The sequence below is a fragment of the Varibaculum sp. genome, from assembly GCF_008661855.1.
Taxonomy (GTDB): domain Bacteria; phylum Actinomycetota; class Actinomycetes; order Actinomycetales; family Actinomycetaceae; genus Varibaculum; species Varibaculum timonense_A.
The window spans coordinates 13,984-37,763 of sequence record NZ_RPZY01000049.1 but is presented as its reverse complement, the minus strand read 5'-3'; the positions used below and the strand labels follow the sequence as shown (position 1 = coordinate 37,763).

General features: G+C 52.4%; 14 protein-coding genes and 2 rRNA genes. 4 read left to right on the top strand and 12 right to left on the bottom strand.

What is annotated here, in order from left to right:
- Window positions 1-2,279: ribosomal RNA gene (locus QZT94_RS05950) — 23S ribosomal RNA — on the bottom strand; the annotation flags it as partial.
- Between the two features lie 286 nt (window positions 2,280-2,565).
- Window positions 2,566-4,104, bottom strand: a 16S ribosomal RNA gene (locus tag QZT94_RS05945).
- A 70-nt stretch (window positions 4,105-4,174) separates the two neighbouring features.
- On the opposite strand from QZT94_RS05945, the gene QZT94_RS05940 reads away from it, so the two are divergent.
- Window positions 4,175-4,396: a hypothetical protein gene (locus tag QZT94_RS05940; protein ID WP_296761070.1), complete on the top strand. Its 222-nt coding sequence runs from the start codon at window positions 4,175-4,177 to the stop codon at window positions 4,394-4,396.
- 242 nt (window positions 4,397-4,638) lie between these two features.
- Here the strand turns inward: QZT94_RS05940 and tyrS are convergent, their stop codons facing one another.
- Both tyrS and QZT94_RS05930 read right to left on the bottom strand, forming a co-directional pair.
- Window positions 4,639-5,904 (bottom strand): tyrosine--tRNA ligase, encoded by a 1,266-nt coding sequence (gene tyrS, locus QZT94_RS05935; RefSeq protein WP_296761072.1) that lies wholly within the window; start codon window positions 5,902-5,904, stop codon window positions 4,639-4,641.
- 203 nt (window positions 5,905-6,107) lie between these two features.
- Window positions 6,108-7,175, bottom strand: a complete 1,068-nt coding sequence (locus tag QZT94_RS05930) for a PTS sugar transporter subunit IIC (protein ID WP_296761073.1) — start codon at window positions 7,173-7,175, stop codon at window positions 6,108-6,110.
- 82 nt (window positions 7,176-7,257) lie between these two features.
- Here QZT94_RS05930 and QZT94_RS05925 point away from each other — a divergent pair, with 82 nt between their 5' ends.
- The gene (locus QZT94_RS05925) at window positions 7,258-8,010 is read left to right on the top strand and encodes an NUDIX domain-containing protein (protein ID WP_296761075.1); all 753 of its coding nucleotides are present in this window, start codon (window positions 7,258-7,260) and stop codon (window positions 8,008-8,010) included.
- A gap of 134 nt (window positions 8,011-8,144) precedes the next feature.
- Here QZT94_RS05925 and QZT94_RS05920 read toward each other — a convergent pair whose 3' ends face one another.
- The 3 genes from QZT94_RS05920 to QZT94_RS05910 all read right to left on the bottom strand — a co-directional run bounded on the left by QZT94_RS05920 (window position 8,145) and on the right by QZT94_RS05910 (window position 11,536).
- On the bottom strand, window positions 8,145-9,281 hold the full coding sequence (locus QZT94_RS05920; RefSeq protein WP_296761076.1) for an aminoglycoside phosphotransferase family protein: 1,137 nt from the start codon (window positions 9,279-9,281) through the stop codon (window positions 8,145-8,147).
- Window positions 9,282-9,430: 149 nt separating this feature from the next.
- On the bottom strand, window positions 9,431-9,742 hold the full coding sequence (locus tag QZT94_RS05915; protein WP_072510732.1) for a hypothetical protein: 312 nt from the start codon (window positions 9,740-9,742) through the stop codon (window positions 9,431-9,433).
- A gap of 15 nt (window positions 9,743-9,757) precedes the next feature.
- Window positions 9,758-11,536: a sodium:solute symporter family protein gene (locus tag QZT94_RS05910; RefSeq protein ID WP_296761078.1), complete on the bottom strand. Its 1,779-nt coding sequence runs from the start codon at window positions 11,534-11,536 to the stop codon at window positions 9,758-9,760.
- Window positions 11,537-11,767: 231 nt separating this feature from the next.
- Here QZT94_RS05910 and QZT94_RS05905 point away from each other — a divergent pair, with 231 nt between their 5' ends.
- A complete protein-coding gene (locus QZT94_RS05905) occupies window positions 11,768-13,711 on the top strand; it encodes an oligopeptide transporter, OPT family (RefSeq protein WP_296773278.1) in 1,944 nt (647 codons plus the stop codon).
- A 1,028-nt stretch (window positions 13,712-14,739) separates the two neighbouring features.
- Here the strand turns inward: QZT94_RS05905 and QZT94_RS05900 are convergent.
- The 3 genes from QZT94_RS05900 to QZT94_RS05890 form a co-directional block, all read right to left on the bottom strand.
- Window positions 14,740-15,303, bottom strand: coding sequence for a GNAT family N-acetyltransferase (locus QZT94_RS05900; RefSeq protein ID WP_296773277.1), 564 nt, complete (start codon window positions 15,301-15,303; stop codon window positions 14,740-14,742).
- Window positions 15,304-15,371: 68 nt separating this feature from the next.
- Window positions 15,372-15,668, bottom strand: a complete 297-nt coding sequence (locus QZT94_RS05895; RefSeq protein ID WP_296761083.1) for a 4Fe-4S dicluster domain-containing protein — start codon at window positions 15,666-15,668, stop codon at window positions 15,372-15,374.
- A gap of 1 nt (window position 15,669) precedes the next feature.
- Window positions 15,670-16,965 (bottom strand): FAD-dependent oxidoreductase, encoded by a 1,296-nt coding sequence (locus tag QZT94_RS05890; protein WP_296761085.1) that lies wholly within the window; start codon window positions 16,963-16,965, stop codon window positions 15,670-15,672.
- 129 nt (window positions 16,966-17,094) lie between these two features.
- Here QZT94_RS05890 and hrpA point away from each other — a divergent pair, with 129 nt between their 5' ends.
- Entirely contained in the window at window positions 17,095-21,912 is a 4,818-nt protein-coding gene (hrpA, locus tag QZT94_RS05885; RefSeq protein WP_296773276.1) for an ATP-dependent RNA helicase HrpA, read from the top strand.
- 3 nt (window positions 21,913-21,915) lie between these two features.
- On the opposite strand, the gene QZT94_RS05880 is transcribed toward hrpA, so the two are convergent.
- Both QZT94_RS05880 and QZT94_RS05875 read right to left on the bottom strand, forming a co-directional pair.
- A complete protein-coding gene (locus QZT94_RS05880) occupies window positions 21,916-22,176 on the bottom strand; it encodes a hypothetical protein (protein ID WP_296761088.1) in 261 nt (86 codons plus the stop codon).
- A 66-nt stretch (window positions 22,177-22,242) separates the two neighbouring features.
- A complete protein-coding gene (locus QZT94_RS05875; RefSeq protein WP_296761089.1) occupies window positions 22,243-23,751 on the bottom strand; it encodes a serine/threonine-protein kinase in 1,509 nt (502 codons plus the stop codon).
- Window positions 23,752-23,780 lie beyond the last annotated feature (29 nt).

Below are 23,780 nucleotides of genomic sequence, written 5' to 3'. Positions count from 1 at the left end.
GCTTAACGAGCATCTTTACTCGTACTGCAATTTCGCCGAGCTCCTGGTCGAGACAGTGGGGAAGTCGTTACGCCATTCGTGCAGGTCGGAACTTACCCGACAAGGAATTTCGCTACCTTAGGATGGTTATAGTTACCACCGCCGTTTACTGGGGCTTAAATTCAAGCCTTCACCACCCGAGGGTGGTTGAGCCTTCCTCTTAACCTTCCAGCACCGGGCAGGCGTCAGTGCGTATACATCGTCTTACGACTTCGCACGCACCTGTGTTTTTGATAAACAGTCGCTTCTCCCTATTCTCTGCGACCCCACAACGCACACACCCAGAAAAGGGGGGACGTCACAGGGTCCTCCTTATCCCGAAGTTACGGAGGAATTTTGCCGAGTTCCTTAACCATGATTCACTCGAACGCCTCGGTATACTCTACCTGACCACCTGAGTCGGTTTAGGGTACGGGCGCGTCATGCCCTCACGTCGAGGCTTTTCTTGACAGCTTAGGATCACCACCAGACACCCCAAAAGGGCACCCCCATCAGTCCTCACCCTACATGCCTACCGGATTTACCTGGCAGACGGGCCACAACCTTAGACACACACAACCATCGGTGCGCGGCAGCTACCTTCCTGTGTCACCCCTGTTAACACGCTTACCTACAACAATCAGGATCCCACAACACCCAGGCTCATCAAACCCGAAGGAATGAACAGCCCGGATGCGGGTGGTTAGCATAAAAGCTTCAGTATTTGGCGGTCACAACGCGGTACCAGAATATCAACTGGTTGTCCATCGACTACGCCTGTCGGCCTCGCCTTAGGACCCGACTAACCCAGGGCGGATAAACCTAGCCCTGGAACCCTTAGTCAATCGGCGGACGGGATTCTCACCCGCCATTCGTTACTCATGCCTGCATTCTCACTCCCACACGCTCCACCAACCGTTCCCAGCAGGCTTCACCGCACGCAGGACGCTCCCCTACCCACCCACACAACCTTAGGCAGGTCCCCTGCCCAGGCTCTTTCATGTGTGAGTGCCACAGCTTCGGCGGTACGCTTAAGCCCCGCTACATTGTCGGCGCGAAACCACTTGACCAGTGAGCTATTACGCACTCTTTCAAGGATGGCTGCTTCTAAGCCAACCTCCTGGTTGTCACCGCGATCTCACATCCTTTCCCACTTAGCGCACACTTAGGGGCCTTAGCTGATGATCTGGGCTGTTTCCCTCTCGACTACGAAGCTTATCCCCCGCAGTCTCACTGCCATGCTCAACCTAATGGCATTCGGAGTTTGGCTGACGTCAGTAACCCATAGGGCCCATCGGCCATCCAGTAGCTCTACCTCCACCAGGCAACACACAACGCTGCACCTAAATGCATTTCGGGGAGAACCAGCTATCACGGAGTTTGATTGGCCTTTCACCCCTACCCACAGCTCATCCCCCAGGTTTTCAACCCTGGTGGGTGCGGTCCTCCACGACGTTCTACCGCCGCTTCAACCTGGCCATGGGTAGATCACCCCGCTTCGGGTCTATGCCACGCAACTAAAACGCCCCCAGGACTCGGTTTCCCTACGACTACCCCACAACGGGTTAACCTCGCCACGCAACATAACTCGCAGGCTCATTCTTCAATAGGCACGCCACCACCACACCAGCCCGAAGGCTCCATGGCTCTGACGGCTTAAAAACGCTTGGTTTCAGGAACTATTTCACTCCCCTCCCGGGGTACTTTTCACCATTCCCTCACGGTACTAATCCACTATCGGTCACCATGCCCGTCCAGGCTTACCCAATGGTCTGGGCAGATTCACACGAGATTCCACGAGCCTCGCGCTACTCGGGAACAAAACCCAACGCCATGCATGCAAAACCAGCTACCCGACTATCACGGTCTACGGCCAGGCATCCCAACCCGTTCACCTCTCACATGCAAAAACGCTCCAAGAACCGGCAGATTCTCAACGACTTCGTCCCACAACACCGCCCGCGCAACCCCTGCCGAGTATCACACGCAAACGGTTTAGCCAACACCCGCTATCGCTCACCACTACACACGGACTATCTCACAAAAGGCGGTACTAAGATGTTTCACTTCCCACCCTACCAACACGCACCTATCAAAACTTCAATGCGCGCCAACCACACACAACTATGGTTAGGTTACCCCATTCGGAAACCCCCGGATCAACGCACGCTCGCTAACTCCCCGAGGCTATCGCCAGCCACAACGTCCTTCATCGGCACACGATGCCAAGGCATCCACCAAACGCTCAAAACAAAAAACAAACCAATAAACAAAAAACACCATCACCCAAAAAATGGGTGACCGCGAACAAGATTCTCTACAAAAAACAAAGCATCACAAAGACACTCACATCCACTCTCCAAAAAACAAACAACCAACCCAAAAAACCCAAAGAATGTAAACCCTTTGAAAGCCAATGAGTCAAACAAACAAACCCAACAAAAAGCCTGATTGTTCCTATACCCGATAGCCCCCCAAAACCCCAAAGCCCTGGGGGAAAGTGTTTTCCCGTTCCATTTGCGCAATAATAAACAATAATCTCCCTAGAAAGGAGGTGATCCAGCCGCACCTTCCGGTACGGCTACCTTGTTACGACTTCGTCCCAATCGCTAGCCCCACCTTAACCCGCTCCCCCTCAAAAAGAGTTAGGCCACAAGCTTCGAGTGTTACCAACTTTCGTGACGTGACGGGCGGTGTGTACAAGGCCCGAGAACGTATTCACCGCAGCGTTGCTGATCTGCGATTACTAGCGACTCCACCTTCACGGGGCCGAGTTGCAGACCCCGATCCGAACCAAGACGCCCTTTAAGAGATTCGCCCCACCTTACGGTATCGCAACCCTTTGTAGACGCCAATGTAGCATGCGTGAAGCCCAAGACATAAGGGGCATGAAGATTTGACGTCATCCCCACCTTCCTCCGAGTTAACCCCGGCAGTCTCCCACGAGTCCCCAACACAACTTGCTGGCAACATAGGACAAGGGTTGCGCTCGTTGCGGGACTTAACCCAACATCTCACGACACGAGCTGACGACAACCATGCACCACCTGCACACCAGCCAAAAAGGAAAACCCATCTCTGGATCGGTCCAGTGCATGTCAAGCCTTGGTAAGGTTCTTCGCGTTGCATCGAATTAATCCGCATGCTCCGCCGCTTGTGCGGGCCCCCGTCAATTCCTTTGAGTTTTAGCCTTGCGACCGTACTCCCCAGGCGGGGAACTTAACGCGTTAGCTACGACGCAGAAGACAAAAAAGCCCCCCACACCCAGTTCCCAACGTTTACAGCATGGACTACCAGGGTATCTAATCCTGTTCGCTCCCCACGCTTTCGCTCCTCAGCGTCAGTAACAGCCCAGAGACCCGCCTTCGCCACCGGTATTCCTCCTGATATCTGCGCATTCCACCGCTACACCAGGAATTCCAGTCTCCCCTACTGCACTCAAGCCAGCCCGTACCCACCGCAAACCCACAGTTAAGCCATGAGCTTTCACGACAGACGCAACCAGCCACCTACAAGCCCTTTACGCCCAATAATTCCGGATAACGCTCGCGCCCTACGTATTACCGCGGCTGCTGGCACGTAGTTAGCCGGCGCTAATCAACCCCTACACTCAACACACCCAATAGTGCGCCTTGTTCAGAGCAAAAGAAGTTTACAACCCGAAGGCCTTCATCCCCCACGCGGCGTCGCTGCATCAGGCTTGCGCCCATTGTGCAATATCCCCCACTGCTGCCTCCCGCAGGAGTCTGGGCCGTATCTCAGTCCCAATGTGACCGCCCACCCTCTCAGGCCGGCTACCCGTCAAAGCCTTGGTAAGCCATCACCCCACCAACAAGCTGATAGACCGCGAGCCCACCCTTTACCGAAACAAATCTTTCCCACCAACCCCATGCGGAGAAGACGGAACATAAGGTATTAAACACCCTTTCAGGAGCTTATCCCAAAGAAAAGGACAGGTTACTCACGTGTTACTCACCCGTTCGCCACTCTCACCAAAGGTGCAAGCACCCTCGGATCCCGTTCGACTTGCATGTGTTAAGCACGCCGCCAGCGTTCATCCTGAGCCAGGATCAAACTCTCCAACAAAAACCAAAAACAAAACCCACCAAAAACAGCAGGCCAAAAAACGATCCAACCCAAAAAGAGCCAAACCAAAATGGTTCAAGCCAGAAAACAATCCAGCAAAAACAAACACCAACAATCAAAAAACAAAACGTTCCAAAATCATCAGCATCAAAAAAACAAAAAACAGAAAAAACCAAACCACCCACCAAAAACAGCAGGCAACCCAGTCAATCCCACACAAACAAAACAAAAAAAACACAACTATCGAGAACACAAACAACCAAACCACAAACCAACCAAAAACAATCAGTAAAGGGTTCTGCGCGAAAAACGCGCGAGTCTCAGTCTAACAGATTTTATTTTCAACTTTCAAGTTTTTAGAAAGTGAATCAAGCCATAAAGACTTTTTCAATCTGTAAATACTAGGTCAAACAATCCCGCCCACTGAGCCAGAACCGAAGTTCTTTGCCGGGGCAACAGGTAATAACTTACACAGCGGAGAACTAAAACTTCAAACTGAGAAGCGGTGAGCTGCCACACACCCAAGTTTTACACCTATTCATGCAGGTGAGCGGCCGCTAGGTTCCTCTTCCCTTTCCTAAACAGCACCAGCGAACCCGGAAGCACGTCCTCGCGAACAATCACCCTATCCGGGTCCGTAACCTTTTGATTGTTTAGGTAGGCTCCGCCGTTCTTAATTGTACGAATCGCCGCGCCGCGCCCCTTCTCGAAACCTGCTTCTATCAGCAAATCTACTAAATTAGTCTTGCCGATTTCTACGGTAGCAGCCGGTAAATGGGCAGTTGCTCCCTTTAGGGTTGCGCCATCTACTTTCTGCAGGTCACCTCCACCCCATAGGGCTTCAGTCGCCGCAATCACCTGGTCAAGAGCTTTTTGCCCGTGTACCAGACGGGTAACCTCACCGGCCAGAGCCTTTTGAGCTTGTCGCTTATGGGGGCGCTCTACTACCTCTTGCGCCAGCGCCTCAATCTCGTCTCGAGACAAGAAAGTAAATACCTTCAAGAAGCGGACAACATCTGCGTCCTCGGCTCCCAGCCAGAACTGGTAGAACTCGTAGGGAGACAGCATTTCGGGGTCAAGCCAAATTGCCCCGCCCTCAGATTTGCCGAACTTCGAGCCATCGGCCTTAGTGATGAGCGGAGTCGTCATCACATGGACATCTTTGCCCTCGACCTTGTGGATTAGATCCATACCGCCAACCAGGTTGCCCCATTGATCATTCCCACCGGTTTCTAGAGTGCAGCCATAGCGACGGTATAGTTCCAAGAAATCGTAGGCCTGGAGAATCTGGTAACTGAACTCGGTATAGGAAATACCTTCGGAGGAATTAAGCCTGCGGGCTACGGCGTCCTTAGCGAGCATAGTTCCCATTCGGAAATTCTTGCCCAGGTCACGCAAAAGTCCAATCGCGCTAAGATTTTGAATCCAATCCATGTTATTGACCATGACTGCGGGATTACCGCCCTCAAAATCAAGGAAGTGGCTAATTTGCGCACGTAGGCGCTCAACCCAGGTAGCAACTACCTCTTTGGGTTGCAGCTGCCGCTCAGCAGTCATTCGCGGATCCCCAATCAATCCGGTTGCTCCCCCTACCAGGGCAAGAGGACGGTGTCCCGCATTTTGCAGGTGTCGCATCATGATTAACTGCACCAGATGCCCGTGATGTAAAGAGGGAGCAGTAGGGTCGAAACCGCAATAGAAAGTAACCGCTCCACCAGCTAGGCTAGAACGCAGTTTCTGCAGGTCAGTATGCTGAGCCAGTAGGCCTCTCCACTGAAGTTCATCAATAATATCGCCCACGATTATCCTTTCCCTTACGGCAAAGGGGAATCCTTCCCGCTTGCCACTAGCTATTGTCTGCTCTTAGGACTTAGTTTAGCGAAGTGGCGAAAACTGATTTTCCCCGGGGTTCAATCTGGACGCACAGCGCTTTAGCTAGCTATCCCTTTTCGAGATTTTCCCGAGGACGAATTCTAAGTTTTTATTAGGGCGAGCAGGGGAAACTATTTTTCAAGCAGCATATCGCCGGCTTTAATCCAGCCTTTTTTACGCATAAGTTCTGCGAAAAGTAAAGACAAAGCAGCCGGGGCTAGGAAATGTAGTAGCAAAATCATGCCTAATAGTGCCGGCGCTGAAGTAGTAGCTCCCATAACATTCCAAGTCATAATCTGCCCCACTAAACCAGAAGTCCCCATTCCCGAGCCAGCCGCATTTGACTCCATTTTGAACACCATGGTGGCGATAGGTCCGAGTATCGCAGAAGCCAGGGTGGGAGGAATCCAGATCAAGGGATGGCGCATAATATTGGGGACTTGCAGCATAGAAGTGCCGATACCCTGCGAGATCAGACCGGAAACCTTATTTTCTCGATAGGACGCGACTGCAAAACCTACCATTTGGGCGCTGCACCCTACGGTAGCAGCCCCGGCAGCTAGCCCCGACAAACCAAGCACTATTCCTAACGCTGCGGAAGAAATCGGGAGGGTTAAAATCATGCCCATTAGCACTGCCACGATGATTCCCATAAGGAATGGTTGTCGCTCAGTCCCCCAGTTGATGATGGCTCCCAGACCGGTCATTAACCGCGAAATACCCGGGCCAATCAGCAAGCCGATAATTGCTCCCGAGGTGACGGTCACAAAGGGGGTTACCAAAATATCTACCGGAGTTTTACCCGAGACCAAAAGACCAAACTCGACTGCCACAAAGGAAGCTATGAATGCTCCTAAGGGCTCTCCGGGACCTTGCAAATGCATACTGATTCCCTCAACGATTCCGCCATTTAAAATTTTGGCGGCGTGCGCCCCTATCATTCCGGCTAATCCGGTACCTACTACTACAAAGGTTGAGGCTTTTAACCGATGAGCAACGCCGATGCCGATTCCCGCACCGGTAAGTACGGAGGCAACTGACCCGATTAACACCAGGGTTTTACCGATTATTCCCGGGATAAAACCTCCAACTTGCACCATGATGGTTCCGATAATCAAAGATGCAAATAGACCGTGAGCCATCCCGGTCATAGCATCAATAAAAAATAGCGATAACCAGCCTTTTATGCGTTGTTTCATCTCGGATTTCCCTTTGTCTATTTCCCACAATCCAGTTTTCGCCTATTAGTCGAAAACTGGATTTAAGCTACCATAAGACTTTGTGAGAACACAACCTCGAGATTCAAATGGAGTCGCCGTTTATCGCCACGAGGCACTAGCTGTGGTCTTACAGGTTCGCACTCACCCAGACGATCAATGCGAAAACCCTATCAGCGCCCTAAACACCCCCAGACCACCGTGTCTACAGGTATTAGTTGCCCGCCGCTCCCATCCCCCCTTTCAGGGAATGTACGCCCTCCCCTCCGGTCCGCTAGAGCCAGAAGAAACCCTGGGAGCCAGCGCTTTTCGACATCTATCACAGAAAATGGACATTGGCGCCCTGTCCTATATGGAACAGATTGGCACCCGTTCCGACGCCCGCCGCGACCCCAGCCAACGCACCGTAGCCACCGCCTATTTAGGGCTGGTTCCCGCCGGAATCAATACCACACTTCCCGCTCACGCCCGCTGGATAAGCCTCAATCAGCTTCCAGAAATGGCCTACGACCATGCCGATATTATTGGCGAGGGCGCAGATAGGCTACGCGCGAAACTCTCCTATACCAATATAGCGTTTGCTTTAGCTCCCCCGGATTTCACTATCGCCGAGCTAACAAACATTTATCGGGCAGCCCTGGGGCGGGAAGTTTCACCTACGAATCTACAGCGGGTACTTAGTCGGCGCGGACAGCTTATCCCCACCGGCCAGCAAGAACGCCCCGGCAGTAAAGGAGGGCGACCCGCCCGGCGTTATCGTTTCACGAAACAGACCCTACAGGTAACCGACCCCTTCGCTATCCTACGTCCTTCCTAATTCCCCTAGCCTAAAGGAGGGGCTTTACCACTTATTTCCCCACGTCCTAGGGGTTTGCGGGGAGGAAGGCGTCTCCAACAGACGCTACCTAGACGGTAAACAGGAGGACAGAGTCGATTAGAAATCCTTGATTTTCAGCCAAGATTCCCCGCGCTAGAGGCATATTCTTCAACAATCTGTTGCATCTGGGAGAACTTATCATCCATATCCGCAACTAATTTCTCCTGGGTACGAGCCCTATCTAAGTTGTGTTGCGGGCGATGAATCTTAAAATAGTTATCCCCCAGCAGATAGTCAGTCAAAAACCGCATCCCGCATTCATAGGTCATCACCTGAGCACCCAAAGGCAACAACTCAATCTCTAAATCAGTTAGGCTTCCTTGCAGCCCCTCCAAGAAGCCTTTAGTAAACGCCGCAAACAGCTCCATAGAACACGACACTTTAGTGAGGTCAGTTTCGTCCTCCGCGCCAGTAGAGGCTCCGAAACGAATGGAATCCCCAAAATCATTCATTGCCAGTCCCGGCATCACGGTATCCAAGTCAATGACCGCGATAGCTTTACCGGTGTCCGCATCTATCAGTACATTGTTGAGCTTGGTATCGTTATGGGTTACCCGCAAGGGCAGCTTTCCAGCTGCTTGCAAATCGGCAAATGCGTGCGCCAAATGCTCGTATCGGCGATAAAAATCAATATCTTCCCTAACCTGGCTGACTCGCCCTAGTGGATCAAGAGCTATCGCGTCCTCGAACTGAGAGAAGCGATCAATAGTGTCATGGAAGCGCGGAATTACTTCGTGTAAAGAATCTGCTGGAAAATCAGCCAGGCGACGCTGAAAACTGCCGAAAGCTATACCAGACTGATAAAAATCCTGCGGATTCTCAATCAAATCTAAGGTGAAAGCATTGTCTATATAGCTGTACATCCGCCACCAGTTCCCGTCCGGATCGCGGTAACAAGGATAGCCGTCAAAAGTGCGGATTATTCGCAATGTCTCCCGATCTGGGTCACCGCCCTCCTGTTGGATACGTTCCCGTAAAAACTCGGTAACTGCCGCAATGTTTTCCATTAACTGCACGGGATTAGTAAAAATATCGGTATTAATACGCTGCAACGTCAGTGGCAGTTCGCTGCCGTCCTCTAGGCGACATTTGGCCAATAAAGTCTCGTTGATGTGTCCCGAGCCGTAAGGGTTAGCGGTTAGGAAATCGCCTTTAACCCGAAAGTTTTCAACTGCCCGCTGCACCTGAGCAACTTTTAAATCCTGCATCATCTAGTTCCTTTAGCTACCGTTGGCCAATCAGCCATGACAAACCCAGCAAAAATTAGTGCCCGACTTTTCACCAGTTCTCAAAGAGCGAGCACGCAACCATTATCTAAGCCTACATTGCGTGCTCGCTCTTTGCGGATTAAGCAAACTGATTACTTATGTGTCTGTCCCGAATCTGCATTTTCGTGTACATGTTTAGTTTCTTCATCCGGATGCCCCATACCGGCACTGGGATTAAACCAAGTCCACGCCAAGAAAACCAGGGAAGTAATCAGTAGCCCCACACCAGAATACATATTGGCATTAATCGGGGTGTTATTTATTCCCTCCAGATTATTGGCAACATAGTCAGGAACCGTAGCGGGTTCAATCAAAAGCCCACAGACAATCAGGAAAACCCCAATAATGCCCAGTACCAGACCGCAAATAATCCGAATATCGTAAGGATGAATCTTTCGTTTCATAACAATTTACCTCCCCTAGTGGAACACCGAATTCAAGACGATTACCAAAACAGCTGCCACAATCGCCAGCGGAATCGGACGGCGAAGTAGTGGCAACTTGTGAAGATTCGGATCAATGCGGCGTTCTTTAGGTGTAAGCGACCAGACGAAGCCCTCCAACTCAGCGTATTCCTTGGGCTTGGTGAACACCGACACCACCACATTCACGAGGACACCGACCACGAAAGCGGCACCAGCCGCGATAAATGCTTGACCTTGACCGGGTAGAACCAAAATCTCATTCCAGCACAAAACATTGACAAATAGCGCTGCTAAAGTACCGAACAGCAAACCGGTCCAACCACCAGAGGGGGTTGCCCGCTTCCAGAGCATACCGATAATGAAAGAAGCAAACAGGGGTGCGTTGAACATAGAGAACAGCTGTTGCAGCAAATCCATAATGTTCGGATACAGGGAGGCAATCAACGCAGTAAATACCGCTACTGTACACGCCACGATAGTGGCGTTGCGCCCCACTTTCAGATAGTGCTCATCGGATTCATTCGGTTTGAAATAGGCTTCATAAATATCGACTGTGAACACAGTGTTAAAGGCAGATACGTTCGCCGCCATTCCCGCCATAAAGGAAGCGAGCAAACCGGCAATCGCCAAACCTAGCAAACCATTAGGTAGCAAATCCCGCATCATTAGCAGCATGGCATCGTTATAGCTGACTTCATAACCCGCCGGGACGTGTGAAGATAGGTTCGCGAGCGCTTCCTCGCCTACTGCCATATAGTCTGGTCCGCCCTTTAATTTCACGATTTCAGGAATCAATACCCCGGCAACCATACCGGGGATAATCACGATGAAAGGAACAAACATTTTAACGAAAGTCCCAATAATCGGGGTCTTTTGAGCGGCAGCAATAGAATCTGAGGCCATTGCCCTTTGCACTTCAACGAAGTTAGTTGTCCAATAACCGAAAGCCAAAACAAACCCTAGCCCCATGACTAGACCGAATACGGAAAGTACCGGGGAGTTAAAGCCCGAGAGTAAGGTTCCCGGCCATGAATGGAGCTGGTTATTTGGATCTTGATAGGAGGCAGCAGTAGCTTGCGTAGCCCATTTAGTAATTTTTTCAGTTAGCCCTTGATAGCCACCTACGCGGTACAGACCAATGAGGGTTACTGGCAGTAGCGCCGCCACGATTACGAAGAACTGGAGTACCTCGTTATAAATAGCAGCTGCTAGACCTCCGATACTGATATAGGTCAGCACGATTAGCGCGGCAATAATCAGAGAAATCCATAACGGGATTCCCAGCATCCCATTGACGATTTTACCTAGCAGATACAGGTTTACACCGGCGATTAGCAGCTGCGCGAGGGCGAAGGAAAGCCCATTAATTAGGTGGGCGGCTTTCCCGTAACGTTTAAGCATAAATTCGGGAACCGAGCGAACCTTCGAGCCATAGTAGAACGGCATCATCACGATGCCAAGGAACAGCATTGCCGGAATCGCACCCAGCCAGAAATAGTGAAAAGTGGGCAGACCATACTGGGCGCCGTTCGCGCTCATACCCATGATTTCAACTGCGCCCAGGTTCGCGGAGACGAAAGCCAGACCGGTAACCCAGGCCGGTAACGAACGCCCACCAGTCAAGAATTCGTCAGATGAACTGGCTTTTCGTTTCATCATGAACCCTACGGCCACTACGAAAGCAAAGTAGATAACTATCGGGAAATAGTCATATAACTTTGGTTCAATCAGGGTTGTCACCTCAGTAGGTGTTAATAATATCGGGCGGATCATTCCCTCCCCCTCTTCTCAGAACTTCATTATTCTTTCACTGCTCAAGCTTTCATGCCGTTAAAAGTGTTCGAGCAGGAACATCTGTCAGTATAGTGTTACTGTCTCCCCACGAAGGACGATTTTAATAACTTTTATCTATATCTTTACTAATAAATTTGATTCTAGGATTTTCCAATAGTCCTGTTCGGTCGTATCCTTTTCATGTATTCCAGGTAGGAGAACGCATATTAAATGACAACAGAATCTAAAACAGCAGTAAAAGAATTAACTATTCGCGGAGTGATTATCGGGGGAATCATCACCTTAATTTTCACTGCCGCCAATGTCTACCTGGGGTTAAAGGTGGGGCTGACATTTGCCACCTCGATTCCGGCGGCAGTTATTTCCATGGCGATTCTGCGGTATTTCAAAGACCATACCGTGCAAGAAAACAACATTGTACAGACCATTGCTTCGGCGGCTGGCACTTTATCGGCAATTATTTTCGTCCTGCCCGGTCTGATTATGGTCGGCTGGTGGAGCGGCTTCCCCTATTGGACTACTGCCCTCTTATGCGCCCTGGGCGGGATTTTGGGGGTGACGTATTCTATTCCCTTGCGGCGCGCCCGCGTAACCGGTTCTGACCTTGCTTTTCCCGAGGGAGTAGCGGCGGCGGAAGTCCTAAAAGTGGGCGACACCAGCCAAGGAGCAGCTGACAACCGCCGCGGTCTGCATGTGATTGTTTGGGGAGCTATTTCTTCCGCATTTTTCAGTCTGCTCACTAATCTTAAAGTCGCGCTTTCCTCTGTCACCACCGCATTTAAAGTGGGAGCGGGAGGCACTATGGTGGGAACTAGCTTGTCATTGGCACTTATCGGGATTGGACATTTGGTAGGCCTGGGTGTCGGTATCGCCATGATTTGCGGCATGGTAATCAGCTATGGGATGCTGCTACCCTACTTTTCTTCTGGTCAGCTCGGCAGTGGGGATATTGCCGAGGGCGTGCACGGAATTTTTGCCTCCGATGTACGTTTCGTAGGCGCGGGCACCATCGCCATTGCTGCTATCTGGACGTTCCTAAAAATCATTGGACCGATTTTTCAAGGAATGCGCGAATCCATTAGCGCGTCTCGTAAACGTAAAAGTGGATTCACTCTCCCCCCGCAAGAACGAGACCTGCCCGCTTCTTGGGTTATCGGTATCACCTTGGCTTTAATGATTCCTATCGGGGTTCTATTGTGGCTATTTTTGCGGGGCAGTTCCTTAGAGCATCACACGGGTGGACTAATTTTCTTGTCAATCGTGTTTATTTTGGCACTGGGGCTGGCAGTTGCCAGCGTCTGTGGTTATATGGCGGGACTGATAGGTTCGTCAAACAGCCCGGTTTCTGGGGTGGGAATCTTGGTGGCGATTCTGACGGCTCTGGTAATTAAACTAGCGACTCCAGCAGATGCTGACCCCAAGACTCTTGTCGCCTACACCCTGTTCACGGCGGCAATCATATTTGGTATTGCCACTATTTCTAACGACAACTTACAAGACCTTAAAACCGGTCAATTGGTGAACTCTACCCCTTGGAAACAGCAGGTAGCATTGATAATAGGGGTAGGTTTCGGCTCTTTAATCATTCCACCGGTGTTACAGCTGATGAACACGGCTTTCGGTTTCCAGGGAGCGCCTGGCGCGGACAAGAATGCGCTGGCTGCTCCGCAAGCCTCTCTGATTGCTGAACTTACCAAAGGGGTATTTGGAGGCGATATTGACTGGAGTCTGCTGGGATTAGGCGCTGTAATCGGAGTGACAATAATCGTCATTGATGAACTGCTAAAGCACCTGACTTCTCGCTATTCCCTGCCCCCGATTGCAGTCGGGATGGGAATGTACCTGCCGATTACATTAACGATTCTGATTCCGGTTGGCGCTACCTGCGGAGTTCTCTTTAACCGCTGGGCTAAAACCAGGAAGAATCCACAGGCGGCTTCGCGAATGGGAACTTTGCTGGCTACCGGGTTAATCGTAGGGGAAAGCCTGTGGGGCGTGGTTTATGCCGCGATTGTGGGAGGTACTGGCAGCGGAGAGCCGCTGGCAATAGTACCTGATTCCTGGTCAGGAGTGTCCTCCCTAGTTGGGCTGGTTATCTTTGTCGCTATTGCGCTATGGGGCTACCGCTACGCAAAGAAGCAGGCTTCTGCCTAAAAGATTTCCAAAAACACCAACACTTATTGCTATTTCCTTTGCTATTTGTAGCATTGCTTGGGTAGGCAACATTACGCGCCATTTTCACCCTCCTGATTCCAGGCATACGCGCCGTTTTCACCCTCCCGAGACAAAACTACCCTCCCAATACCGGCAAAACGCCCCCATTACGACCACAATTGCCATCTCGGGAGGGCGCAACCGCACCAGGAGGGCGGAAACGTCACCCAAAAGGGCGGAACCGGTAAGGGATGTGTAAGCACCGACAAGAAGGGCGAGGGCGGTTTTTGCCTCGCGCCCCGAAATCCGGAAAATGCTCTCGCATTTTCACGGATTTAACGCCCGAAGCCAACCCCTCGGCATAAAACCACCCCCGCACCGGCAGCTTTCAGACACATCTCCAGGCAACCACGACCCCTAGTGCACCATTTTCGCCCTCCCGAGACAAAACCGCCCTCCCAATGCCGCCAAAGAGCCTCCATATTGACCACAATTCCCATTTCGGGAGGGCGCAACTGCACCGGGAGGGCGAAAACGTCACCCAAAACAGGCGGGGAGCCTAGGTTTTTCCTCCCGCCCAAGAAATTTGGAAAACGTAGCGACATTTTCCAAATTCTTATGCCCACCGCACCCACTCGGATAAAACCTAGGCTCCCCGCTCGCTAATACCAAACCCACCAAAGACGCTGAGACATAAGACTTCGCAAGGAACCCACTAAGCACCCCAAGACAGATTCACGCAAAAAGAAAAAATTTCAAATCACAAGGGTGCAACCGCTAAGAAGGTATGGGAGTAACGATTAGAAAGACCGGAGATAGTTTCGTCCAGACAGGTGCGAGGACGGGTATATGCCGAGGGATAAGCAAGGAAAGCAAGGGGCGCGGCCGGTAAAAGATACGAGAGGGGCTTGACCGGCGTAGCCGGTCACGGGGTCCCCGGAGTGCTTTTACCGAGCCAGCCCCGCACCGGGACACAACAGGTAGCAACCCACCGCACCCACTCGGATAAAACCAATCCCCCGCGCAGCCTATAGCCAGCGGCCGGGAAACTGCACCACACTGGCCTGCGGCTCCACCAGCTTCACCAGGTCACGGTGTTCGATTCCAGCATCCAGGTAGGGGTCGCGAGAAGTAACTAGCCGGTAACCAAGCTTTTGATAGAACCCGATTACCGGCACTTGGGCTGCTACCTGTAAAAGCAGGGACACATTCCCGGCGGAGCGAACCCAACTGTTGAGCGCTAACCGCTCTGCCCCGCGCACCAGCTCTTTACCGTTACCGCATCCGCGAGCAGAGCTCAGCACCGCGAAACGTCCCAGTTTTCCCAGCAAAGTGTCGCGTGCTATCCCTGGGAACATGGCGGAAATATCTGCGGGAATCCCGATGTGAGGCGGGGAGATTCTGCCGACAGCAATCGCTCCGGAGGCGTCCTCTCCCAGAAAATGAATGGTTCCGGAAGCGAAATCTGTGTCATCTATTTCTCTATCAAGCGATATGCCTTGTTCTCCATTAAAAACGGCGCGACGAATCGCAAAGATATCTAACATATCGCGCGCGCTTTCAGCTCGGCGGACTTGCATAGCAGTGCTCATATCTTTAAGGATATTTATTTTTTGTTTCTAGGGGAGACTTCCGAGGGGGACTTCCAAATAAATAGCACTTAGCCCTGGCGGTAACTAATGCCCATCATAGAGCGCGGGTAATGCCATTTGAGCACCCCAGGAGGAGCTACTGCCAGGCAGGTACCACATTCTAGGCAGGCGGCGTATTCGATATCGACTGATCCGTCCTCGCGGGCGGTATAGACATGAGCGGGGCAAACTCGTTCTAATAGTTTGCCTGCGCCCGTGGCTTTCGCTAGTTCTTGGTCGATTGCGATATGGGATTCTTCTTCGTCAACCTCATAAATATTGGCGCTAAGTCTCTCAGATACGGATTCGGGAAGGTAATCAGTCATTTTAAATCGACCTCACTGCTTGTAAACCGAGCTTCACCAGGCGGCGCAGGTTTAGCGGGGATTTCTTTAACGCTGTCCGCGCCACCGGTAATAAGCGTTTTCGCGGGGTGGTATCCAGGTTATAGACTCCGTGGAGGGCGTCCGCGGCGAGCTGGCCTACCTGGCCATATAGTTCCTGATTGTGTAGGAACTGCGGAGCTCGCGCGAAAGTTTCCATATCTTTGCCCACGAAAGTGGACTGGTAGTTTTCCAGATATTTATTTAATGAGGGCGCGCTATAGTTTTCCGCTTTAAGCGCGGCATCAATGGCGCTGGCAGCGGCTTGGGCAGATCCGGCCGCCAAATCCATTCCCCGAATCGTGAACCCGGTGTTGAGCGTAAACCCGGCGGCGTCCCCGATTAGCACCAGTCCATCGTGAACCAAGCCGTGTTGCATAGTCTTTCCGCCTTCGGCTACCAGGTGACAGCCGTATTCCAGCAGCTTTCCTCCGCGCAGGAGCGGCTCGATGAAGGGGTGCTGCAAGAAATGATCATGCAGTTCAGAGGAGGATAGCTGTTTTTTCTTCAGGTCATCTAGCATCGCCACGATCCCGATAGAAACCGAGTCGCGATTGGTATACAGGAAGCCCCCGCCAGCTACCCCCTGGGTGCAGTCCCCTACCATTTGATAGGCTGCGCCCTCGCCCTCTTGCAGGTTAAAGCGTTCTTTAAGGGTTTCTTCCCCTAACTGGATAACTGATTTCACCCCCACCCCGAGGTGACCCAGCGGTTCTTTAGGGCGAATCCCAGCGTATTGCGCGAGGAACGAGTTTACCCCGTCTGCTGCCACGATTATTTTGCCGTAAACCGTGTCTTCCCCTGCGCGCACCCCACAGAATTTGCCGTCCTCGCGCACCAGTTCATCAACTTTCATACCCGGCATAATGGTGGCACCGGCTGCTTCTGCCTGCTCCGCGAGCCAAGGGTCAAGTTTGGCGCGCAGAACACTGACCGCGTTTACCGGCTCTGCGAGACGCTGATCCCAATAATCCAGATTGACCGCGGAGGTGGGGTTCAGGAAGGACAAAATGTTCTTGGTGATTTTCCGTTCAACTGGGGCTTTTTCAATAAAGTCGGGGAAAATCTGGTTCATTACCTGGCAGTAAAACACCCCGCCCGACAGGTTCTTAGCCCCCACTTCCGAGCCGCGCTCAATCAATAAGACCTGGTGACCCTGTTTTGCTAAAAGGTAGGCACATACCGTTCCGGCGACGCCGCCACCTACGATGATGACATCGAAATCGTATTCCACACTCATGTTTTATCTCGCTGCCTCCACTGAGCGGATATTACCTATTCAAGGTCTCTACTTTATCGCAGTTAGCAGCTTGCAATAGTGACAGCGGCTCGATAACCGCTAGACTTTGCTCAGAGGTAAAGGAGGGTGATGAGCGAGCAGCACGCAGCTAGCAAACAGGATAAGCGCCCTATGCGAGCCGAAAAAACCGATAAGGAAACGAAGCATCCTGCCCGCCGTCACGCGAAAACCTTAAATAATGCGCCTGCTCAAATAAGTTTTCCCACCGAACTTCCAGTAAGTGCCCGGCGGCAAGAAATCGCCGCCGCTATCAAGAATAACCAGGTGGTAGTGGTTTCCGGGGAAACGGGTTCCGGGAAAACTACCCAGCTACCAAAAATCTGCCTAGAGCTGGGAAGAGGACGCGGCGCCCTCATCGGACACACGCAGCCGCGCCGGATTGCTGCTCGCTCGGTGGCTACCCGGATTGCCAGTGAACTGGGGGAAGAGCTGGGTAAAACCATCGGCTTCCAGGTGCGTTTTACCGATGTGGTCTCTAGCAAAACCATGGTGAAGTTAATGACGGACGGGATTTTGCTCGCGGAAATCCGCACCGATCCCCTGCTGAAACGCTATGACACTATCATTGTGGATGAAGCCCACGAACGCTCCCTGAACATTGATTTTATTTTGGGGTATTTGGCGCGCCTGTTGCCACGCCGCCCGGATTTGAAAGTCATTATCACCTCGGCAACTATTGATTCTCAGCGTTTTGCTGAGCATTTTTCTCGCCCCTCTTCCCCGGTGCCGATTATTGAGGTATCTGGTCGCACCTACCCGGTTGAGATACGTTACCGCCCTCTGGATGGCTCGGATAGCGGGGATGAGGACGAAGTAGGAGAAGAGGAAACCCCAGGGGAGAACCGCAAGAACCTTTTTAACAAGCAGAAATCGGGAAGCGCCCGCGGTGAAGCGAAAGACCAAACCGAGGGAATCTGCCAGGCGGTTGATGAACTTTTTGCTGGCGAGTCCGGGGATATTTTGGTGTTTTTGGCGGGTGAACGCGATATTCGAGACACCGAGGCCGCCCTCGCCGCGCATCTAGGTTCGCGATATGTGCGCGCCGGCGAGCGTACAAACACTCCGGGAGCAGTAGAAATCCTGCCGCTATTTGCGCGATTATCCCCGGCAGAACAGCAACGAGTTTTTGCCCCGCACCCTTATCCGCGGATTGTACTGGCCACCAATGTGGCGGAAACTTCGCTAACCGTACCGGGTATTAAATATGTGATTGACCCTGGTCTGGCGCGGATTTCTCGCTATTCTCAGCGCACTAAAGTACAGCGCCTACCGATCGAGGAAGTATCCCAAGCCAGTGCCCGCCAGCGGGCGGGGCGTTGCGGGCGGATTAGCGAGGGGATTTGTATCCGTCTGTATTCGGAAGAAAACTTCCTGGCACGCCCGCGTTTTACTGAACCCGAGATATTGCGTACTTCCCTAGCTTCGGTGATTTTGGCGATGGCCTCGCTAAACCTGGGGAAAGTAGCCAATTTTCCCTTTATTGATGCCCCGGATCCTCGGCAGGTCCGTGACGGGGAGCAGTTGCTTTACGAATTGGGGGCTCTTTCGGAGCGGAGCGAAAAAGCCGAGGGATATCGCCTCACCAAGCTGGGCCAACGCCTCGCCAAGTTACCGATTGACCCCCGACTGGGGAGAATGCTGCTAGAGGCGGAGCGACGCGGATGCGTATCGGAGGCGCTAGTAATAGTTTCGGCGCTGTCGATGCAAGATGTGCGCCTGCGCCCTATAGAGCACCAAGAAGCCGCAGACCTGACGCATTCGCGTTTCCTAGATACCAGTTCTGACTTCCTGACTTACCTGAATCTTTGGCGCTACCTGCGCACCCAATCCCGTGACCTGTCCGGGAGCGCTTTTCGAAAAATGTGCCAGCGCGAGTTTTTACATTACTTGCGCACTAGAGAATGGCAAGACCTTACCCACCAACTGCGGCAGCTTTTAAAAGAATTGGGAATCAGTGCCCGCCCCTTGGCGAAACCCTCCCGCTCAAGCTACCAGGTAGACCCGGAATCCCGAGACCTGATTGCGGCTTGTCAAAGCCTGACTTCCAAGCATTCTGACACGGACGCGATTCACCGTTCTCTGCTGGTCGGAATGCTTTCGGGGATTGGCAACTGGGATCAGCGTGCCAAACAATACCTGGCGCCGCGTGGCGCTCGCTTCACGATTTGGCCTGGTTCTGGGCTCTCAAACCGCACTTTCGATTGGGTAATGGCTGCCGAACTGGTGGAAACCTCCCGGCTTTTTGCCCGCAACGTTGCCCGGGTTAATCCTGACTGGATTATTCATGCGGGAAAACACCTGGTGAAACGTTCTTATGGGGAGCCGTATTGGTCGAGCCGGAAAGGTACCGCGATGGTGCCGGAGCGCATTACCCTATATGGCCTCACGATTGCCGCTGATGTGCCGGTTCCCCTGTCCCGCCTGGGCAATCGAGAGATGCCTGCGCTATCGCCGGTAGCAGCTAATCTTGACCTGCCCGGCGAGCAAAGTCCGCAAACAGCCCGGGAGTGGGCGCGCGCCCTCTTTATCACTAATGCGCTGGTCAGAGGGAATACCCCCTTAAACTATCCCTTCTTGAAACGCAATGAAAAGCTACTGCAGCGCGCCCTAGAAGTTGAGCAACGTACCCGCCAAGCCGGAATGGTTGCCGGCGAGGACGCTTTGGCGGCATTCTTCGCTGCCCGCTTGGGCAAAGAGGTAACCAATCCGGGAACTTTTGCGGCCTGGTTCAAACGTCAAGATGACCCCCATATTTTGGATTATCCCGAGGACGTGTTGTTGCCGTCTGCTGCTACCGCTTGCGCTCCCCGCAACTATTCCAGCGGTGAAGCCGCAGATAAATCGATTGGAAGCCAAACCAATCTGGCGGGCAAACTCACCCAGCTTTCCACTTCGGGTTTCCCTGACCACTGGGTGGGGGCAGAGTTTAGTTTGCCCCTGCAATATCAGTTTGCGCCCGGAAAGGAAGAAGATGGCATTACCTGCCAGGTTAGCTTGGAACAGCTGCCCTACCTTAATCCGCAAGAGTTTCAATGGACAGTGCCGGGGCTATGGCCAGAGCTGTTCACCGCGCTGATTCGGGCGTTACCGAAAGCGGTGCGCCGCCAGTTAGTTCCTGCCCCGCAGGTGGGGACGGAAGTAAGCGCGTGGATTGAGCGGGAACTGGCCAATCCCCCGGCTGATGCTGGCGCCGCCGAAAGCCCCGAGCCTACCCCGGTGCAGATTAAACAAGAGGAAGCGTTACAGGCTTCTCTGGGACGCCTAGCGGCTTGGGCAGGGATTGACACTGACATTAAAAATACTGGTAGCAGCAATAATCAGTCTCAGAGTCGAGGAAGCGCCGGCAACGCGGCAGGTACAGCTCCGCCAGTGTCTGCCAATAGCGCAGGGCGCGAGAAAAACACCGACGCCTCAAAAGACCGCACCCCCGCCGCTGCCGCTAGCGCTGCGAGCACCGGTGAAAAAGATAGCCACCGCAATCAAGCAAAATCCGCAAACAATAACCATCAAACTGCCCCCTCCCGTCCGCTGGCTTCGCTTTTCATCGCGGCTCTTGACCAGCTGCGCGCCGTGGAGGTAACCGAGCAAGATTTTTCCCAGGCGATCACCACCTTGCCCGCCCATTTGCGGATTCGCTTTGCGCTGCGCGTAGGGAAAGAGCAAATATATTCTCGCGACCTCGAAAAACTGCAGAAGCGCTACGGTAAAAAAGGGCGCGCTGCCCGCAAACAGGTAATCCGGGAAGCGCTCTCGCAGGTAAGCAAAGCCGAAAGCAGACAGAAAAACCCTGTCCATTCCCGAACGAGGCGTAGCAATCAGGAAGCGACTAAGGCTTCCAAGCAGCGTTTCCCGGAAACAGATTATGCTCACACTTGGCCGCAAATACGCAACCAAGACGCGGTTTTACCTGCTGAGATAACCACTGCTGTTGGCGGGGTGCCTGGTAGGGCTTTCCCGGGCTTACTGCCGCAGCGCCTTCCTCGTCCCTTTGGGCTATCCCTCTTTTCTGGTTCATTAACCAACCGCTATGAGCCACAAAATGCCGGTCAGTCAGCGACCAATCACAAATCTATTCCCGGACGAAAAGACTCAACTACCGATAATCGCAAGGCAAGTTTTCCGGTGCGGGTAGCGCTATTTGATACGCCCGAACCGGCCAAAATCGCCCACCACTTTGGGGTTGCCTGTTTGCTTTGTTCCCAGCTGCACCTACCTCCGGCAAGAATCTCAACTCGCTGGTCAGCACATCTAGCGCTTAACATTGCCGCGTTACCCTACGAGAAAGCGGTTTTACTGACAGATTTAGAGCTGTTAGCGACCCTTTCCTGCCTGAAGAAAGCAAAAGTTGATACCTGGATGGTGCGTGACGAGGGTGCTCTAAGCCAGCTTGCCAGGGATTTTCGTGACCGGTTCGAGGACGAAGTTTACGCCCTCTCTAAAGAGTTGGCGAAGATTGGGGAAATATATCGTGAGCTAGGTTCTTCACTGTCTAAACATTTTCCGCTCAGTGCCATCGAAGATGTAACCCAGGTGCGCGCCCAGCTATCAAAGCTGATTTATCCCGGTTTCATTTGGGACTTGAACCAGTATTTCTATGATTTAGGGCGCTACCTGCAAGCGGTACTTAACCGTTTACAAAAAGCCCACCAAGGTCAAAGCGCTGGCAATAGCCAAGAACAGCAAGCGATAGCTATTTGGGAGGACGCGCGCGGAAAACTCGAAAAAAGCGCCGCTACCGAGATGAATTTCTCCCAGGTAGAAGTATTATTGCGCGCACGAGGGCTGCTGGAAGAGCTGCGGGTTTCTATATTTGCGCAGTCCCTGGGAACTCGGGAAAAAGTATCTTTGAAGCGTCTTACGAAACTATTAAAAGACAGTCACCACTAGCGTTTACTTTGCTTGCCCGGTATCGATACGTTCTAAGATAATCCCCCCGACCAGCAAGATAATGCCGGTTTCCACCCGGAAAAGGATTTGAATTAAAGTCCCCAAGCCCGGCAATAAGGTATGCAGTACCGGATTGTAGTTGTAGCTATTGGGGATACTGGCAACCCAAGGACCAATAAGCGGGGCAAAAATCCCGGCAATAAACACCACAATCCCCAATATAATCAGGGTTCGTCCTTTGCATAGCTGTAGCTTCTCAACCATGATTTATCCCCTTTTCAAGCGACCAGTAGCGGTTTTACCTGCACGGTAAAGGTAACACTGTCCCCCCTATAGCAATAGCAAAATAGCCACAACTATCAGGGTGATTAGGGTGCCTACCCCTAAACCAATCGCTATCCCAGCGAAAATTTCGGTTTTCGCACCCGACCTTTTCCCAGTGGAGAGATTCGACGGAGAACCGGTTGGGGCGGGAACTGCTGGAGAAGGAACTCGCGAAGAAGAAACCGCAGGAGTGGGCGGGATTTGCGGGATTTCACGCGAATTACTAACCGCTACCGGTAGCCCCTCAGGCTTAAAAACAGATTCCCCTGCGCCGGTCGCGACCGGCTGTGTTTCCCCCGGGGTTCCCCCGTCCGTCTGGATTGCTGTTCCCAGCATCCCTACGCCCTCGTCAGTATTAATCATGATTGCGGGAGGTAAAGCGACAGCTTGCCCTGCGGGTACTACTGGCGCTACCGGATAATCAGAAAGGTGACCGAGCGCCGTCTGCCCCGACTGCGTTTCTGCCTCATTATGAGCGGGAATAATCGGCTTTACAGAAGCAAGTGAAGTTTTCGCATCTGGAGGAGAAACGCGCACTACCTCGGCTAATGGCTGCACAGGTGGAGGTTCGGTAAAAACCTCCAGAGCCTGAAGGGGGCGCACCTTTTCAATTACCGACTTCAAGAGGTCGTAGGTCTGGGCGGCACTAGGGCGCACCGAAGTTTCTTTTGCGAGCATTTGGGTAATCACATTCCACAGGGCACTGGGAATTCCCGGAAGCATTCCCGGCATATCGTAGAACTGATGGTTTAATACCTCTCCCACGGAGCCTCTAAAGGGGGTAAGTCCACAAAGCAACTCGTAAAGGATTACCCCCAGGGAATAAACATCAGTTTTAGAGCTAACCCCTTTGCCCTCAATCATTTCGGGAGCCATGTAATAGGGCGTGCCGGAACGTTTCGTGGTTTGGGTTTCATAGCGAGGATCAATCCACCTGGCTAAACCAAAATCCGCGATTTTTGGGATTAGATAGCCCCCCTGTTGCTTCAACAAAATATTGGAGGGTTTCAGGTCACGATGCACAATTCCTGCTTGATGAATTAGGGAAAGACCCGCAGCAATCCCCATGCAATAGTAGACGGCATCAAGAGGGGTTAGCGTTTCCTTACGTTTAAGCAGCTCCCCCAAATCCCCGCCATCGGTATATTCCATGATGATTGCCATATATTCCGGGGTTTGAATCAGGTCATACACTTCCACGATATTTTGATGCCGCACCCCGGTTACCAGGTCTTTTTCCATTCGGAAGCGTTGCACAATCCCCGGTTTAATCGCTAGTTTGGAGCGCAGAATCTTCGCGGCATAAAGGTTCCCCTGCCGGTCAGCTACCTGCCAAACTTCACCCATCGTGCCAGCCCCTAGGGCTTTCAACAGGCGATAGCCAGCGATAGTACCTGCCACTTGTAAAGGATATGCAGATGCCGAGACAGAAGGCACTGCAGGAGACATCGCCTGATTCTGGACAGAAGACGGCGCCGCCCCAAGATTAGCCCTTATCTTCTGCTGACCGCCCATACTTCCTCTTTAAACCAGCCCTGTCACTT

Coding starts and splice junctions, on each gene's coding strand:
- QZT94_RS05940 (WP_296761070.1), top strand. CDS start 4,175: ATGGTTCAAGCCAGAAAACAATCCAGCAAAAACAAACACCAACAATCA.
- QZT94_RS05930 (WP_296761073.1), bottom strand. CDS start 7,175: ATGAAACAACGCATAAAAGGCTGGTTATCGCTATTTTTTATTGATGCT.
- QZT94_RS05920 (WP_296761076.1), bottom strand. CDS start 9,281: ATGATGCAGGATTTAAAAGTTGCTCAGGTGCAGCGGGCAGTTGAAAAC.
- QZT94_RS05915 (WP_072510732.1), bottom strand. CDS start 9,742: ATGAAACGAAAGATTCATCCTTACGATATTCGGATTATTTGCGGTCTG.
- QZT94_RS05910 (WP_296761078.1), bottom strand. CDS start 11,536: ATGATCCGCCCGATATTATTAACACCTACTGAGGTGACAACCCTGATT.
- QZT94_RS05905 (WP_296773278.1), top strand. CDS start 11,768: ATGACAACAGAATCTAAAACAGCAGTAAAAGAATTAACTATTCGCGGA.
- QZT94_RS05900 (WP_296773277.1), bottom strand. CDS start 15,303: ATGAGCACTGCTATGCAAGTCCGCCGAGCTGAAAGCGCGCGCGATATG.
- QZT94_RS05895 (WP_296761083.1), bottom strand. CDS start 15,668: ATGACTGATTACCTTCCCGAATCCGTATCTGAGAGACTTAGCGCCAAT.
- QZT94_RS05890 (WP_296761085.1), bottom strand. CDS start 16,965: ATGAGTGTGGAATACGATTTCGATGTCATCATCGTAGGTGGCGGCGTC.
- hrpA (WP_296773276.1), top strand. CDS start 17,095: ATGAGCGAGCAGCACGCAGCTAGCAAACAGGATAAGCGCCCTATGCGA.
- QZT94_RS05880 (WP_296761088.1), bottom strand. CDS start 22,176: ATGGTTGAGAAGCTACAGCTATGCAAAGGACGAACCCTGATTATATTG.
- QZT94_RS05875 (WP_296761089.1), bottom strand. CDS start 23,751: ATGGGCGGTCAGCAGAAGATAAGGGCTAATCTTGGGGCGGCGCCGTCT.